Source organism: Galbibacter sp. L-19, assembly GCF_056857615.1.
This window is the reverse complement of record NZ_JBSXNL010000041.1, coordinates 70,475-85,536: the sequence shown is the minus strand read 5'-3', so window position 1 is coordinate 85,536 and position 15,062 is coordinate 70,475. Positions and strand designations below refer to the sequence as shown.

General features: G+C 31.1%; 14 protein-coding genes and 1 riboswitch. Of the genes, 7 read left to right on the top strand and 7 right to left on the bottom strand.

Annotation, left to right across the window (positions count from 1 at the left end):
- Positions 1-43: 43 nt before the first annotated feature.
- Complete coding sequence (locus AC13CQ_RS05010; RefSeq protein WP_474506668.1) at positions 44-685, bottom strand: TrmH family RNA methyltransferase; 642 nt, start codon at positions 683-685, stop codon at positions 44-46.
- A 223-nt stretch (positions 686-908) separates the two neighbouring features.
- On the opposite strand from AC13CQ_RS05010, the gene AC13CQ_RS05005 reads away from it, so the two are divergent.
- Positions 909-1,595: an SIR2 family NAD-dependent protein deacylase gene (locus tag AC13CQ_RS05005; RefSeq protein ID WP_008613927.1), complete on the top strand. Its 687-nt coding sequence runs from the start codon at positions 909-911 to the stop codon at positions 1,593-1,595.
- Here the strand turns inward: AC13CQ_RS05005 and AC13CQ_RS05000 are convergent.
- Entirely contained in the window at positions 1,564-2,031 is a 468-nt protein-coding gene (locus tag AC13CQ_RS05000) for a heme-binding domain-containing protein (RefSeq protein ID WP_456867411.1), read from the bottom strand. The two genes, AC13CQ_RS05005 and AC13CQ_RS05000, sit on opposite strands and share 32 nt — an antisense overlap.
- Before the next feature lie 94 nt (positions 2,032-2,125).
- Between AC13CQ_RS05000 and AC13CQ_RS04995 the strand changes: the two genes are divergently transcribed.
- Both AC13CQ_RS04995 and purB read left to right on the top strand, forming a co-directional pair.
- The gene (locus tag AC13CQ_RS04995; protein WP_474507748.1) at positions 2,126-2,680 is read left to right on the top strand and encodes a hypothetical protein; all 555 of its coding nucleotides are present in this window, start codon (positions 2,126-2,128) and stop codon (positions 2,678-2,680) included.
- Positions 2,681-2,877: 197 nt separating this feature from the next.
- Complete coding sequence (purB, locus tag AC13CQ_RS04990) at positions 2,878-4,221, top strand: adenylosuccinate lyase (protein ID WP_008613924.1); 1,344 nt, start codon at positions 2,878-2,880, stop codon at positions 4,219-4,221.
- A gap of 439 nt (positions 4,222-4,660) precedes the next feature.
- Here the strand turns inward: purB and AC13CQ_RS04985 are convergent, their stop codons facing one another.
- From AC13CQ_RS04985 to AC13CQ_RS04970, 4 genes are all read right to left on the bottom strand, one after another.
- On the bottom strand, positions 4,661-5,212 hold the full coding sequence (locus AC13CQ_RS04985; RefSeq protein ID WP_474506670.1) for a DUF4252 domain-containing protein: 552 nt from the start codon (positions 5,210-5,212) through the stop codon (positions 4,661-4,663).
- A gap of 92 nt (positions 5,213-5,304) precedes the next feature.
- Positions 5,305-5,856 carry a DUF4252 domain-containing protein gene (locus AC13CQ_RS04980; RefSeq protein ID WP_040880090.1) on the bottom strand — a complete coding sequence of 184 codons (552 nt, stop codon included), beginning with the start codon at positions 5,854-5,856 and terminating at the stop codon, positions 5,305-5,307.
- 102 nt (positions 5,857-5,958) lie between these two features.
- Positions 5,959-6,504, bottom strand: a complete 546-nt coding sequence (locus AC13CQ_RS04975) for a hypothetical protein (protein ID WP_337900004.1) — start codon at positions 6,502-6,504, stop codon at positions 5,959-5,961.
- The gene (locus AC13CQ_RS04970) at positions 6,488-7,000 is read right to left on the bottom strand and encodes an RNA polymerase sigma factor (RefSeq protein WP_008613918.1); all 513 of its coding nucleotides are present in this window, start codon (positions 6,998-7,000) and stop codon (positions 6,488-6,490) included. Before AC13CQ_RS04970 ends, AC13CQ_RS04975 begins: the two co-directional genes overlap by 17 nt.
- 162 nt (positions 7,001-7,162) lie before the next feature.
- On the opposite strand from AC13CQ_RS04970, the gene AC13CQ_RS04965 reads away from it, so the two are divergent.
- Positions 7,163-8,356 carry a hypothetical protein gene (locus AC13CQ_RS04965; RefSeq protein ID WP_335587435.1) on the top strand — a complete coding sequence of 398 codons (1,194 nt, stop codon included), beginning with the start codon at positions 7,163-7,165 and terminating at the stop codon, positions 8,354-8,356.
- Positions 8,357-8,553: 197 nt separating this feature from the next.
- Positions 8,554-10,041, top strand: coding sequence for a S41 family peptidase (locus AC13CQ_RS04960; RefSeq protein ID WP_008613912.1), 1,488 nt, complete (start codon positions 8,554-8,556; stop codon positions 10,039-10,041).
- Between the two features lie 108 nt (positions 10,042-10,149).
- Here the strand turns inward: AC13CQ_RS04960 and AC13CQ_RS04955 are convergent, their stop codons facing one another.
- Positions 10,150-12,015 carry a TonB-dependent receptor plug domain-containing protein gene (locus tag AC13CQ_RS04955; RefSeq protein ID WP_337900008.1) on the bottom strand — a complete coding sequence of 622 codons (1,866 nt, stop codon included), beginning with the start codon at positions 12,013-12,015 and terminating at the stop codon, positions 10,150-10,152.
- Positions 12,016-12,088: 73 nt separating this feature from the next.
- Positions 12,089-12,339, bottom strand: a riboswitch (cobalamin riboswitch).
- 92 nt (positions 12,340-12,431) lie between these two features.
- Here AC13CQ_RS04955 and AC13CQ_RS04950 point away from each other — a divergent pair.
- Together AC13CQ_RS04950 and AC13CQ_RS04945 are read left to right on the top strand one after the other, a co-directional pair.
- Positions 12,432-13,595 (top strand): ABC transporter substrate-binding protein, encoded by a 1,164-nt coding sequence (locus AC13CQ_RS04950; RefSeq protein WP_474506671.1) that lies wholly within the window; start codon positions 12,432-12,434, stop codon positions 13,593-13,595.
- Complete coding sequence (locus AC13CQ_RS04945; RefSeq protein WP_456867415.1) at positions 13,592-14,623, top strand: FecCD family ABC transporter permease; 1,032 nt, start codon at positions 13,592-13,594, stop codon at positions 14,621-14,623. Before AC13CQ_RS04950 ends, AC13CQ_RS04945 begins: the two co-directional genes overlap by 4 nt.
- The last annotated feature ends 439 nt before the right edge of the window (positions 14,624-15,062 follow it).

The window sequence follows — 15,062 nt, the reverse complement described above, 5'->3', positions numbered from 1 at the left end:
AATTTATAAAAAATAGTAAAAATATTACAATTTAGTAAATAAACTAAAATCTTTTTAATACATCATCTAGACTTCTAATAGATTTTTTAGTCCAATCGATTCTTTTTTCTATTATTTCTTCTGAAGTTAATTTCCAATTAATGTCGGAACTTCGTAATTTGGTAGTAAGGTCTTGGAGGATGATAGCTGCTGAAACCGAAATATTTAAACTCTCCGTAAAACCATACATCGGAATCTTTAAAAAACCATCTGCTTGCTTGATTAATTCTGGCGTCAATCCGCTTTTTTCTGTTCCGAAGAAAAGTGCAGATTTTTTATAAAAATCAAAATCCTGTAGCATATTAGCGTCTGCATGAGGGCTCGTAGCAATTATTTGATATCCTCTTTTTCTTAATGCCTCAACACAATCTGAAACATTGTTATACTTTGTGGTATCCACCCATTTTTGAGAGCCCATAGCTATATTTTTATCCAATCTTTCCCCAAATTGCTTTTCTACAATATGAACATTCTGAATTCCAAAAACATCACAACTACGAATAACAGCACTTGTATTATGGAGTTGATACACATCTTCAATTGCAACTGTAAAATGATTCGTTCTTTCGGCTAATATTTCTATAAAACGCTTTTTCCTTTCTTCAGTAATAAAACCCTCCAAATATTTTAATAACTCTAATGACATCCACAACTGCTTAAAATTTCCTCCCTCAATTAATAAGATAAGTTACTTCGAGAAAAGCCTCGGAACGTTCAAATCTCGATTATCGAGTAAATTTAAAAAATTTATTCCTTCTTATGCTCCTCAACCTTTTGAGAGCATAAATAATAAAATTATTTACTATCAACTCTTTTTATAAAACTTGGTTGTTCTATTTTAAAACTATAACTTCAAATAAAAAATTAAGATGAAAAAAATTGTAGTTCTTACTGGAGCGGGGATTAGTGCGGAAAGCGGACTCAAAACTTTTAGAGATGCCGATGGATTATGGGAAGGACACGATGTTATGGAAGTGGCTTCTCCCCAAGGCTGGAAAAATAACATGGAATTAGTTTTAAAGTTTTACAACGACCGAAGAAAACAATTACTAGAAGTGAAGCCTAATAAGGCACATCTTGCAATTGCTAATCTTGAAAAAGACTACAAAGTAACTATTATTACTCAAAATGTAGACGACCTACATGAGCGTGCTGGGAGTACCAATGTAATCCACCTACACGGCGAACTGTTAAAAGCGAGAAGCACATTTGATGAAGATTTAGTTTTTGATTGGACCAAAGATATTAATGTAGGAGATTTCTGTGAACATCACCATCAAATAAGACCTCATATTGTATGGTTTGGAGAAGCTGTCCCTCTCATAGATAAGGCTATTGAAGAAGTTAGTGTTGCAGATATTATTATGATTGTGGGCACTTCAATGCAAGTCTATCCTGCTGCAGGATTAATAAACTACAAAAAAAGGAATACTCCTATCTATTTTATAGATCCTAAACCATCAATGTCAAAAAAGACCATGGAAGGAGTAGAAATTATTGCAGAAAGGGCTACTGTAGGTGTCCCTATTGCGGTTGAGCACTTGTCTCGTATTTAAGTCGCAACATATTTGCCCAATTTGCTACTGCTTGACTCTGCTCTTCTGTTAAAGTAGCGTCTGCATGAAGCCATTTATAAGAATCTAGAGGCATCCAGCCTTCGGTTACAGCTTCATTTATTTCTTCCAATTTATGAGCTTTCTTTTTTGCTGAATATAAATCCCATTGAGAAAAATCCAAGTGTTCTTTTCCATCATTTATATGTCCAGAAAGCCAATAAGAAACTGGCTCTATAGATGCATACCAAGGATAATTTGTGTTGTTAGAATGGCAATCATAACATGCGTTTGTTAAAGTTGCCTTTACATTCTCTGGTACATTTTCTACTAATAATAAGTCTGTTGGAGGTGTTGTATCTGATTTATTTTCTACTGGAGGAAAAAACTGCATCACTACAATAATTACAATCAATACGGTTACGATTTTTTTAAGCATTTTAATAATTTTATTAAAAACTATACTTCTATAAATTAAGAAATAAAGCGGGTATATTAGTATATTTATAATCATAAATTTAATGAAATAAAAATTGAAAACTAATTTAGAGAAAAAACTTTCCTACGTTAGCGGCTACAGAAAATACCGTATAGAAGTAGCGGAATACATTCTTTTAAACAAAGAAGAGTTCCCTACATTATTAAATCTATGTTTTTTAGACAACAAAGAAATCTCACATAAGGCATGCTGGGTTACAGAGTTTGTTTGTAAGAGTAATTTGACAATGCTTTTTCCAGAACTTAACTATTTTATTAAGAATTTAGCTAGTCTAACAAACGATTCTTCTATACGACCAATGGCTAAAGTTTGTGAAATTTTATGCGAATCTTATTTTCAGAAGAAAAATAAAGAATCTATTTCTTATTTAACAGAGCCACTTTTAGAAAAACTTATAGAAATTAACTTCGATTGGCTTATTTCTGATGTAAAAGTAGCTACTAAGGCATATGCCATGAGAAATTTATACTTACTAGGAAAAAAGTTCGATTGGATTTACCCCGAACTGAAACCTATTCTTTTAAAAGACATCCCAGACCATTCTGCCGCCTACAAAGCCAGAGCAAAACATATTCTTGATGAAATTTAATTTTTCAACTTTCTTTAATTTAACTCTCACTCTATTCTCTATCTCTTCACTTTTCTCTATCCATCTCTTTAACTTTCAACTTTTTCACTTTCAACCCTTATACTTTCAACTTTTATACTTCTCCTAACAACTTTTCCTCAAAATAGTTGACCCTTTTATTATATAAGGTTAAATTTGCACTTTCTTAAAATAAAGACATGCAACTAACACCACTTAACGCAGTTTCTCCAATAGATGGAAGATATCGTAATAAAACTGAAAAATTAGCAGACTTCTTTTCTGAAGAAGCACTTATAAAATATAGAGTTCGTATTGAAATCGAATATTTTATTTCGCTTTGTGAACTGCCTTTACCTCAATTAAAAGACTTTAATAAAAATCTTTATGCTGATTTAAGAGCTATTTACAACGATTTTACTCCTATAGATGCAGCTGCAATTAAAGAAATTGAGAAGGTAACAAACCATGATGTTAAAGCAGTTGAATACTTTATAAAAGAAAAATTTGATGGACTAGGAATTCAAGAATACAAAGAGTTTATTCATTTTGGATTAACATCTCAAGATATAAATAACACAGCAATTCCACTTTCTATTAAAGAAGCTCTAGAGCAAATATATTTGCCTGTTTACGAAGAAATTATTAATAAACTAAACAGTCTAGCAAAAGAATGGAAGGATGTTTCAATGTTGGCTAGAACACATGGTCAACCAGCTTCTCCAACAAGATTAGGAAAAGAAATAGAGGTTTTTATTGTACGTTTAAGTGAACAGTTTAATGGTATGAAAAACATTCCGATTGCTGCTAAATTTGGAGGCGCAACTGGGAACTATAATGCTCATAAAGTTGCTTATCCTTCTATCGATTGGAAAGCTTTTGGAACTCAATTTGTAGAAGAATCTTTACAATTACGACACTCCTTTCCTACTACACAAATTGAACATTATGATCATATGGCTTCTCTATTTGACGCCTTAAAACGTATCAATACAATTATTATTGACTTCAATAGAGATATGTGGACATATATTTCTATGGATTATTTTAAGCAACAAATTAAAGCAGGAGAAGTTGGTTCCTCTGCGATGCCTCATAAAGTAAATCCTATTGATTTTGAAAATTCTGAAGGGAATTTAGGTATTGCAAATGCAATTTTTGAACATTTGTCGGCTAAACTTCCTATTTCTCGTTTGCAACGAGATTTAACAGACAGTACGGTACTTAGAAATGTAGGGGTTCCTTTTGGGCATACCTTAATTGCATTTCAGTCTACCTTAAAAGGATTGAATAAATTATTACTGAATACTTCTAAATTTGAAGAAGATTTAGAAAATAATTGGGCTGTTGTTGCAGAAGCAATCCAAACTATTTTAAGACGTGAAGCCTATCCAAATCCATATGAAGCTTTAAAAGGACTTACACGTACTAACGAAAAAATAAATCAAAAATCTATTGCATCTTTTATAGAAACTCTTGATGTTTCTGATGCTATTAAGGCTGAATTAAAAGCTATTACTCCTGCAAATTATACAGGAATCTAATTTATAAGGTTTAAATATTTCATTAAATAATAAAGGTCTAAAAAGTATCTAAACTCTAAATGTCATCCTGAGCTTGTCGAAGGTTTTTTTGAGTGTTAGTTGTTTAAACTTCGACAAGCTCAGTTTGACAACTATGAATTACTTTTTAGACCTTTATTTTTACTTCTTCAAAAAATAGGGTTAACTCATTTTAACCCAAAAAGGGGATTTTCTGTAATGAGATGTCTCCCGTTGGTCGACATGACTGTTATCTATAAAAATATTGTTGTCCGATAAAAATTAACGGAATTTATTAGACTCTACCTATATCAAGGTTTAAATGAGGTTTTCAAAATAGAGCCTTTGCTATTAATAAAAGTGAATAAAAAGAAAATTTTAGTAATGCTGTTTCTTTAAACTACTTATTTTAAGATAGTTAGGATTTAGAGGAATTAACTCTCTACGAAGGATTAAAAATCCCTTTTAATTGCGATTCTAAAGCTCCTGAGTCAACCGCTCCTTTTTGAACTGCTTCTACTAAAGACATCATATTTTCTGGTTTCATTTTGTTCCCTAAAACACGAATTAGTGCAAAGCCCATCTCGTCGTCACTTCCAAAAAGGATAACTTCATCAACAGTATCGTCATCTCCTAAATATTTTACAACTCCTTTATGCTTTCCACTGTTAATTACCATCAGTTCTTCATATTTAGTATCTTTTAAAATAGATTGAACTGTAGTTTTTTCTGATTCATAATCAGTTTTATTTTCTTCATTTACTCTAAAAGCTAGAACATTTAATTTCTTAACAGAGTTAAAAGCTTCCTGTTGTTTTTCATTTAAAGAATTACTAGCAACACCCAATATGCTAGCAGGAATATCCAAAGAAATAAAATTTGGATTGTCAGCATTGTTTACATAATACTCCTGCAAACTTGGCGTTCCATTTCCGCAGGAAGCAACCACTAAAACAAGAGTTACTAATGCTACTATATTTTTTAAGATTTTCATTTTGATTGATTTTTAAGTTCTATAATTAATACATGCCCCATCAAGCGAAGTCGAAATAAATGCTCAACTTCGCTCAAAAGGCAGTATCATTTTTATTTATTATTCCCTGCTTTTCCTAACTGGTCTCCTCCAGGAAGATCCATTTTACTAGTAAGTTTAGAAATCTGACGTAAATCTATATTTCCTGTTAAGGACAATAGTACAGTTTCAGGCTTTTTACCGTTAAATTCTAATTCCTCATAATTTAAATCGGTTACAAACATGAGAAGTTCTTTTACATGGTTCTCATCTGCTCCTTCTTTTACATAAAACTTAACGTTAGACTCCCCATCTCGAACACGCATTAACTCTTCAAAAGAAGAACTTTTTAAATGATTGGAAACCCAACCATCAATATCTTTCGTTATTTTTGCATTTTCTGTAGTAATAACCTTAAAGCTTGTAATATTATTAACAAGTTCAAATACTGCAGCAGCATCTGGATCTTCGGTACTGATATTGATTTTACTCAACATCTGAAACATTTTTGGTTGTAGCGCTACAAATGTTACCTCATTATTTTCTGAGTACTTATCAAAAATTGATTGTGCTTGAGATAAAAACGGTACTACCGTTAGTGCTATTATTAAAACTATTTTTTTCATGTTTTCCTTTTTATTGTTTTTAACTGCCACATGGAACATCCAAATTATTTTTTTACTGTATGCCTATAAACTAGACATGGATGTTTCATCTGATTTTCTTTTTTAATTATTCAAAAAACGATTTGTATTCTTTTCAAACTCTTTTAAATAAGATGCTCCTTGAGTTCCTTTACTAAAATTATCGGTTAGCAAAGCCAACGCCAATTGCGCAGACCTAATTTCTTCTGGTGTATACTCCTCCTCTAGCGCTATAGTTGGAGTTACTTGAGTAGATGGTCTATTATTTAAATATATTCCAAAAACAAATACAGCGACAGCGGCGACAGAAATCCATTTTAAATAACTTCTATTTTTTCTAGGTTTTAATGGTATGTCTTGTGTGCTTTTTTCTTCTTTGGCTATAGAAAAATAGTTGAACAAAGGTTTATATTCTTCAAGATGAGGCGCAACTTCTTCTTGAGAAAAATAAACTTTTAATTCGTTTTCTTCAGCTACCGTTGTGGTGGCTTCAAAATACTTCTCTAATATTGTCTCAATCTCTTTTTCCGATATTCCTTTTTCGGAGTGAACGCCAGCAGATAGAGAATTTTCATAAATCTTTCTCACTTGCTTATCTTCAGATTGATTATTTTTATTTACTGATGCCATAACTATGTTTTTTTAGTAATTGTTCCCTAACAGCTTTTCGAGCTCTCGATAATGTAACTCTAATTGCAGTTGGATTCATTTCTAACATTTCTTCTATTTCATTATATTCATATTGCTCTATATCTCTTAATTGTAATACCATTCGTTGTTGTTCTGGAAGCGTATTCATTATTTTTTGCATCCATTCTAAGCTATCATTTACCTCTACTTTCTTCTGCAAAGATGTGTTATTATCTTCATAATTGGTATGAACCAATTTTAAATTTCCAGCCTGTTTTGACTTTAAACGATCTAAACAATAGTTCTTCGTCATTGTCATTGCAAACGCTTCCACATTATTATAATTGTCGATCTTTTTTTTATTAGACCACAATTTCATTAAAACTTCTTGCGTAGCGTCCTCTGCTTCTTCCGTAGAAACTAATAACCGTTTTGCTAATCGAAACAGCTTATCTTTAAAAGGCATTACTTTATGTAAAAACTCCGTTTGTTGCATTTTGTTGGTTGATTAGACAGCTTTTAACTGCTCTCTACTTTCTAGACGAATAACAATAACTTTTGTTACAATTAATTTTATATTTTTTAAAATATAGATTAAAAACTCTGTTTAAGGGATAAAATATATATTTATAGAATATTAACTCTTAAATAATTTATTATGAAAACTAAAATTACATCAATATTACCGATATTTCTGGTTTTGCTTCTAATATATAATAACTTATACTCTCAAATAGGCTTTCCAATAAGACAACAAGTTATATATGATGGATACACTAGTGATTATGATGTATATCACCTAACTATTGAAAATAAAGAATGCTCAACATGTTATGAATATAACTTTGATATAAGAAATGAATTTAACAAAAAATATGAACGTTTTAATAGCAAGGCTTATATCGAAGTATTAATAAGATTTAAAAATAAATTGGTGCTTATAAAAAAAGTAAACTTCACAAAATATTCTGGAACAAATCCTTATACAAATATTAACTATAAAGGTATAATAGATCTAAAGAATATAAATGACTCAAACTTTGCTATGGATAAGAATCCTTATATAGTATATTCTATTAGAGTAATAAAAATTATTACTTGCCCATTTGCGGGTGTAAATGATCCATGTGAAAAAGATGTCTTGTTTAGAGATGAGGTGCCAGGAAATCTACGTAAAATAGTAAGCCTTAACAATAATCCTACATCACCTCCCACCCCTGCTCCTAAGACTAAAGCCAATTTAAAAATAAAAAGTATTACTGTAAAAGAATCTGGCAGCTCAAAATCTATAAATGTGTATAGCGGACAAGTGTTAACATTAGAATCAGGAAAGAGTTATGAATTTAAAACTACCATAGAAAATAACGGAGGTACTACAGCAAACAATGTTAATTACCAACTTCTATTTTCTGAATCACACAATTATACTAATCCAAAAACAGCTGTTTATCCAGTCTCTAGTAATAACATTAATAGTATTAGTGCTAATTCTAGTAGTTCTTCTACAGAAAGATTATATGTTAGCGATAATATTGCCTCTCTTCAATTAAGATCAGGGATGGCATATTATCTAACTTACGACATAAATTTAAATAGAAAAGTAGAAGAGAGTAATTATAATGATAATTATTTCACTTTTAATTTTAACTATATAAAGCCCTCTAAAAAATCAAATTGTTTTGATTGTGAGATGTTAGAACCTTATAAAGTCCAAGTCTTTGATTTTAATGGTCAAAGAGTTCTTTCAAAGCAAGTAAGCAGTGAAGCTGAAGAACGATTATTGCTAAGTCAACTTCCAAAAAATAGATATATTGTGAAGAAAAAAGAAACCACTATTAAAGTGAATAATTAATAAAAATAGTATAAGTACTACAAGAAAACTCTGTCGCAAGGCAGAGTTTTCTTATTTAAAAAATTTTATATTTCAATAAATGTAAGTAATATTACGTTTATAACGCTAATTATAAACTGGAATGGATTTTGATATTTTAGAGTTGCTTAGGCAGTACATATTAAAATGAAACCAGATAATTTTTTAAAAAATAACAAATGAAACACCTATTTAAACTAAGATGGGCTTTACTTTTTGTACTAATTTTCTCTTACAGTTGTAGTAAAGATGATGATGCTACAGACGGTGGCGGTGGCGAAGAAATAACTTTAGAGAGTGATGTTAATGACTTTGTATGGAAGTCTATGAATTCTTGGTATCTATGGCAGTCTGAAGTTGGCAATCTTGCAGACTCTAAAGATGACAATACCAACTCTTATTATGAATTTCTAAACGGATATGACACTCCAGAAGGTTTATTTTCTAATGTTTTATCGTCTAAAGATAGATTTAGTTACATAGAAAGTGATTACAATAATTTATTTAATTCATTTTCTGGGGTTGCTAAAACTAATGGTGTTCAATTTGTTGTAACTAGACCTCCTGAAGGAGGTACTAAAGTTATTGGTGTTGTTAGATACGTAGTCAATGGTAGTGATGCTGATGTTAAAGGAATAAAAAGAGGAGATATTTTTTATGCTATTGACGGAACGGAATTATATGCCGTTACAGATTCTCAAGGTAGAATTACTGAAAGTAATTTTTCGCTTTTTGACTCAGATTCATATACAATGAATTTTGCTAACATTGAAAATAATCAAGTAGTAGCAAATAATGTGAATGTAGAACTTAATAAAAGTGAACTTACAGAAAATCCTATTCACATCCATAAAACTTTAGATGTAAATGGAACAAAAATTGGCTATTTAATGTATAATCAATTTGTAGCCGATTTTGATGAACAGTTAAATGATGCCTTTAGTCAGTTTAAATCTAGTGGTGCTACAGAACTTGTTATAGATTTAAGGTATAATCCTGGAGGCTCTGTAACTTCTTCTACAAGACTAGCAAGTTTAATTACAGGGCAATTTACAGGAAGTTTATTCTCCAAGGCTACATGGAATTCAAAATGGAGCGACTTTGATGAAAATAATAATTTTGTAGATAATATAGATGGTACTGCACTAAACAGCCTAAACTTATCGAAAGTATATATTATTGCTACTGACGATAGCGCCTCTGCTAGTGAATTATTAATAAATGGTTTAGATCCTTGGATTCAAGTAATTCATATTGGAGATACAACAGTAGGTAAAAACGAATTTTCAATTACTTTGATAGACAATCCAAGTGGAGCTACACCATATGCATATACAGGTGAAAACTCTTTGGCTAATGCCAATCCAAATCATAAATATGCCTTACAACCTTTAGTAGGGACTAATGAAAATGCTGATGGTTTTTCTGACTTTACCACTGGATTAATTCCAGATATTGAAAAATTTGAAGTATTAGGAGATTTAGGAACTTTAGGAGATATCAATGAACCTCTTTTAGCTACTGCAATTGAACAAATTACTGGAGTTAGCGCTAAATCTTTAAAGCGTAAATTTTCAGATGATTTAAATATTAAAACTCTAAAAAGTTCTAATGATTTCTTACCATATAGAAAAATATCAAATTACGATTTATATAGACTGAAGTAATACAAACTAAGCTTCATAACATAAAAAAAGTCTCAGAAAATCTGAGACTTTTTTGGTTAACAACAAAACAAAAGTTCGGGATGTTCCCTCAATTAACCCCCGAACTTTCTACAAACCTAACCTAAATCCTACACGTATATTTCTTCCTCTTGTAGTATATCCTACAAGCTCTGCATACTCTTCATTGAAGATATTATCCAGATTAAGAAACACCGTAAATTTGTTTGAGAATTGATGATTTACATTAAAATTTAGTAAAGAAAAAGCATCCAATTCTACATTTTCAGAAGTAAAATCTGGATTGTACTGAATATCTAATCGTTTCCCTGTAAATTGATATTGAAGTCCAAAGTTAGTTTTCTTCAATAATTCATACTGAATTCCAGCATTTACTTTATGTTTAGGAATACGTAAAGACACTTTATCTCTATTTTCAGTAAATGTATAATTGGCATCTATAATTAAAGATTCTATTGGAGTTACTGTAGTTTCTATCTCCACTCCATTTACTGTAAAATCTTCTTCAGAATTAGAATATCCTATGTCAGTATAACTAATAAAATTCTCTTCATATCGGTTAAAATACACTCCGCTAACTCTAAATTTATCGGTATTATATTCCATTCCTCCTTCTAAAGTTCTATCTTCTTCTGGCTCTAAATCTGGATTTGCACCATAAGCTCCAAAAAGTTGAGATAATGTTGGCGCTATAAACGAAGTACTATAAGACCCTAAAAATTTTAAGTAGCTATCTGTAAATTTTAAAGTATAAGATGGGTTTAAATTATAGGTAAAATTACTTCCATAGTCACTATGGTTATTCATACGTCCACCTACATTCATATTTAAACCAAAATCGGACACCCAAACAACATTAGCATACGGATCGGTCATATTAAAATCTGTTTCAGCTCCTAAAGTTGCTTCACTTTTAATATAATTTAACCCAACTATTGTGTAGAATTTATCGCTAAAATTGTATTTATTAAATAAATCTACCACTGTACTATTGGCTTCATATGCACTTGGATATGCAGAATAAATATCTCTATCAATAGTATTGTAAGAAGCATTTAAAGTTACACTTCCGTTCTTGTAAGTATACTCTGGTGTTATAGCTACTCGAAATTGTTCGCTTTCAGAATAATCATCGGTATCCATTTGTGGAGATGAACTATCAAAATCAGCTTTAAATTTATCGTAATATCCTAATACTTTAAATGAAAAATGATCTGAAAATGTATACCCTAAATTAATATTAGAATTAACTCTATTAAAAGGGTCTTTCTCTTCTCCTATAACTGCAGAAAGTCCGTTTGTATATTGATTTCCAAAACCAGCTAAATAAGTAAATTTCCCTAAAGTTCCATTTACAGATGCTCTATTAGAGAAATCAGATAAGTTATAATCGTTTTCTTCTGAAGATTGATTAGAGCCAATACTACTCTCAAAATTAGCTCCTATTTTATTCTTTCCTGCGCTTTTAGTTGTAATATTAATTACCGCTGTAGCCGCTCTATTTCCATAAAGTGTACTCGCTGCTCCTTTTACAATCTCAATAGATTCTATCTGGTTAAGATCTAACAAACGTAAATCAAAGTCCATGGCAATTTGTGAAGGATCACTTACTTGTACTCCATCTATCAATACTAATACTTGTCGGTTGTTTCCTCCCCTAACAAAGTAAGATAAATTCTGACCAGCATTACTTCTACTTCCATTAATTTCAATTCCACTTTTGGTATTAATAACTTCAGCTACAGAACGCCCTTGATTACGCTGTAGTTCTTCTTGAGAAATTTTAATTACTGTTTTTCCTGAATGCTCGCGCTTTAATGAAAATCGCGAATCGGATACTACTACTTCTTCCAACTTTTGGATGTCTTCATCCTGTTGGGCATTCGTTTTTTCTTGTGCAATGGCCAATGTAGATACAAATCCTAGTGCACAAAGAGAAAAAATTCTTTTGTTCATTCTAAATTTTTATAAAGGGAAAAAAGTATGAGTTTACCCATACGCAAACCTTTATCCCGAAAGTTTGACATAACTAAAATTTGAATTTTGGCAGGTCTCCTGGCTTGCTTTTATAGTATCTCACCTTCCCATTTCAATTTGAAACAGTGGTTTCTAGTAGTCAATACTATACTTTTAAAAAATAATCTTACCTTTTTAAAAGACACCAAAAACAAATTTGGCATAAAGCTTACAGTTGCGGGAACAGCCACGGTTTTTCACCGTATTCCCTTTTAATTTAAACCTGTTGACAACAGATTTAAAACCATAAATTCGGCACGAAATTAAACATTTTCCTTAAGCTTACCATCAGAAAGATATATTAATCTTAATTTTATTGCTGAATTTTTCTGACACCAATACTTAAGAACCTATAAATGAAAAAAATATTATTCCTAACCTTTATACTATTTTGGGCTTGTAAAGAAACTCCCAAAAAAAACACTCAAATCACAAACAATGTAGTCAAACAAAAGGAAAAATTTGACGCTCTTCCTATTAAGTATGCAAAAGGGTTTACCATTGAAAAACATGAAAAAATAACTGTAGTAAAAGTAAATGCTCCTTGGCCAAGTGCTAATAAAACCTTTACATATGCCTTAATTTCAAGAGAAAATTTTAAAACAATTACCCTTGATGCCTCTAAATATGATGCTGTAATCCCTATTCCGGTTAAACGCATGGTGGCTACATCTACCACTCATATTCCTTCTATTGAAGCACTAGGAATAGAAAATACTTTAATTGGTTTTCCTGGAACAGATTATATTTCTTCAAAACCTATTAGAGAAAAAATTGAAGCTGGAAAAGTAAAGGATTTAGGGCTTAATGAGTCTTTAAATACCGAAGTTCTAATAAACCTTGAACCCGATTTAGTAATGGGTTTTACTGTTGAAGGCGAAAATAAAACCTATGAAAATATTATAAATTCTGGAACTCCTGTAGTGTATAATGGCGATTGGGTTGAGGCCACTCCCTTAGGAAAAGCAGAATGGATTAAATTTTTTGGTGCTTTTTTTAATAAGCAAAAAGCAGCCGACAGCATTTTTAATAGCATTGCAAAATCTTATAACCAAGCAAAAGAACTGGCTTCTAAAGCTCAGAAAACACCTTCTGTTTTAAGTGGTTCTATGTTTAAAGATATTTGGTATGCTCCAGCAGGAGAGAGCTGGGTTGCTCATTTTTTAAAAGATGCGAATGCCAATTATATTTGGAAAGATTCTTTTGGGAGTGGAAGTTTATCTTTAAACTTTGAAAGTGTTTTAGCAAAAGCAAAAACTACCGATTACTGGATTGGTCCTGGGCAATTTACAAGTTATAATCAATTGCAAGAAAGTAATATCCATTACACGCAATTTGATGCTTATAAAAACAAAAACATTTATACATATAGTTTAACAGCGGGCGCTACGGGCGGTTTACTTTATTATGAACTAGCTCCAAATAGACCAGATCTTGTTTTAAAAGATATAATTCATATTTTGCATCCCGAAATTTTATCAGATTACAATCCCGTTTTCTTTAAGCCTCTAAAACCTTGAATTCAATAAAAACATACCGATTACAATTTATCGTACTGGCTATTTTATTAGTTGTTTTTTTTCTGATAAATATAAGTTTAGGTTCGGTTAAAATTCCTATAAAAGAAATTGTAAATATTCTTACAGGAAATCAAATAGAAAAACAATCGTGGGAATATATTATTTTAAATTACAGACTTCCAAAAGCATTTACTGCTATTTTAGTTGGTAGCGGACTCTCAATTAGTGGTTTATTAATGCAAACCCTCTTTAGAAATCCGTTAGCTGGCCCTTTTGTTCTTGGTATTAGTTCTGGTGCCAGTTTGGGAGTTGCCATTTTAATTATGGGATCTTCTCTTTTTGCAGGAATTTTTAGTGGTTTTTTATTAAATAGTATTTCTATTGCTATTGCTGCTACTATAGGAAGCTTTTTGGTACTCCTTGCCATATTTATTGTTGCAAGTAGTATTAAAGATAGTATGGCACTACTTATAATCGGACTCATGTTTGGGAGTATTACTACAGCCGTTGTAAGTGTACTTTCTTATTTTACTAGTAAAGATCAATTACAACAATATATCTTTTGGTCGTTTGGAAGTTTAGGAAACTTAAGCTGGAACCAATTAGCGCTCCTTGCCATTCTATTTGTTATTGGAATTATCATCACAATTCTTGTGCTAAAACCTTTAAACGCACTTTTATTAGGAGAAAACTATGCGCAAAGCATGGGAATTCAGTTAAAAAAATCTAGATATTTAATTATTATTGCTACAAGTCTTTTGGCGGGGAGTATTACCGCATTTGCTGGACCAATTGCTTTTATAGGTTTGGCGGTACCGCATTTAACCCGACAGTTATTTAACACACAAAATCATCATGTTTTAGTACCTGCAACAATTTTATTTGGAGCAATTTTGATGCTCCTTTGCGATACCATTGCCCAACTACCAACAAGTGAATATTCATTACCTATTAATGCTATAACTTCTATTATTGGAGCTCCTGTGGTAATATGGCTTTTGGTACGTAAACGAAAAATGATTTTTTAAAAAGAGTAACCTATTATTGAAGCAAGCTTAAAAGGCATTAGAAAAAAGTATGAAAATAATTTAATCCATTTCAACGTAGAGTCCTTTGGTAAACTCTGGACAGGCTTTGGGAAATAAAGCCCTCAATGAGGAATTTAAGTGTAAGCATTTCGATAAATCATTATAAGATTTTATTGTTGTCCGATAAAAGCAGACAGCATTTATTGCATTCCACATATATCAGGGTTAATAAAGGTTTTTAAAATAGCCCCCTTGCAATTAAGAAAAATGAATAAAAAAAGGAGTTTAATATTTTTTTCTTTAAACTACTCTTTTCGTAATAGTTAAGATTAAGTCTTTGTTCTTTTCTCTTACAGTGAAGCGGTCTTGTATTTTTACTCGGACATTAATGATAAGATTTAAAGCAATCAAACCTCGATAATCGAGTTTACAGAAAATA

What these genes read in the sequence shown, in the direction of transcription:
- AC13CQ_RS04970 (WP_008613918.1), bottom strand. Translation starts at nt 7,000, where the DNA reads ATGCAACAAACGGAGTTTTTACATAAAGTAATGCCTTTTAAAGATAAG.
- AC13CQ_RS04950 (WP_474506671.1), top strand. Translation starts at nt 12,432, where the DNA reads ATGAAAAAAATATTATTCCTAACCTTTATACTATTTTGGGCTTGTAAA.
- AC13CQ_RS04960 (WP_008613912.1), top strand. Translation starts at nt 8,554, where the DNA reads ATGAAACACCTATTTAAACTAAGATGGGCTTTACTTTTTGTACTAATT.
- purB (WP_008613924.1), top strand. Translation starts at nt 2,878, where the DNA reads ATGCAACTAACACCACTTAACGCAGTTTCTCCAATAGATGGAAGATAT.
- AC13CQ_RS04980 (WP_040880090.1), bottom strand. Translation starts at nt 5,856, where the DNA reads ATGAAAAAAATAGTTTTAATAATAGCACTAACGGTAGTACCGTTTTTA.
- AC13CQ_RS05010 (WP_474506668.1), bottom strand. Translation starts at nt 685, where the DNA reads ATGTCATTAGAGTTATTAAAATATTTGGAGGGTTTTATTACTGAAGAA.
- AC13CQ_RS04955 (WP_337900008.1), bottom strand. Translation starts at nt 12,015, where the DNA reads ATGAACAAAAGAATTTTTTCTCTTTGTGCACTAGGATTTGTATCTACA.
- AC13CQ_RS04965 (WP_335587435.1), top strand. Translation starts at nt 7,163, where the DNA reads ATGAAAACTAAAATTACATCAATATTACCGATATTTCTGGTTTTGCTT.
- AC13CQ_RS05000 (WP_456867411.1), bottom strand. Translation starts at nt 2,031, where the DNA reads ATGCTTAAAAAAATCGTAACCGTATTGATTGTAATTATTGTAGTGATG.
- AC13CQ_RS04975 (WP_337900004.1), bottom strand. Translation starts at nt 6,504, where the DNA reads ATGGCATCAGTAAATAAAAATAATCAATCTGAAGATAAGCAAGTGAGA.
- AC13CQ_RS04985 (WP_474506670.1), bottom strand. Translation starts at nt 5,212, where the DNA reads ATGAAAATCTTAAAAAATATAGTAGCATTAGTAACTCTTGTTTTAGTG.
- AC13CQ_RS05005 (WP_008613927.1), top strand. Translation starts at nt 909, where the DNA reads ATGAAAAAAATTGTAGTTCTTACTGGAGCGGGGATTAGTGCGGAAAGC.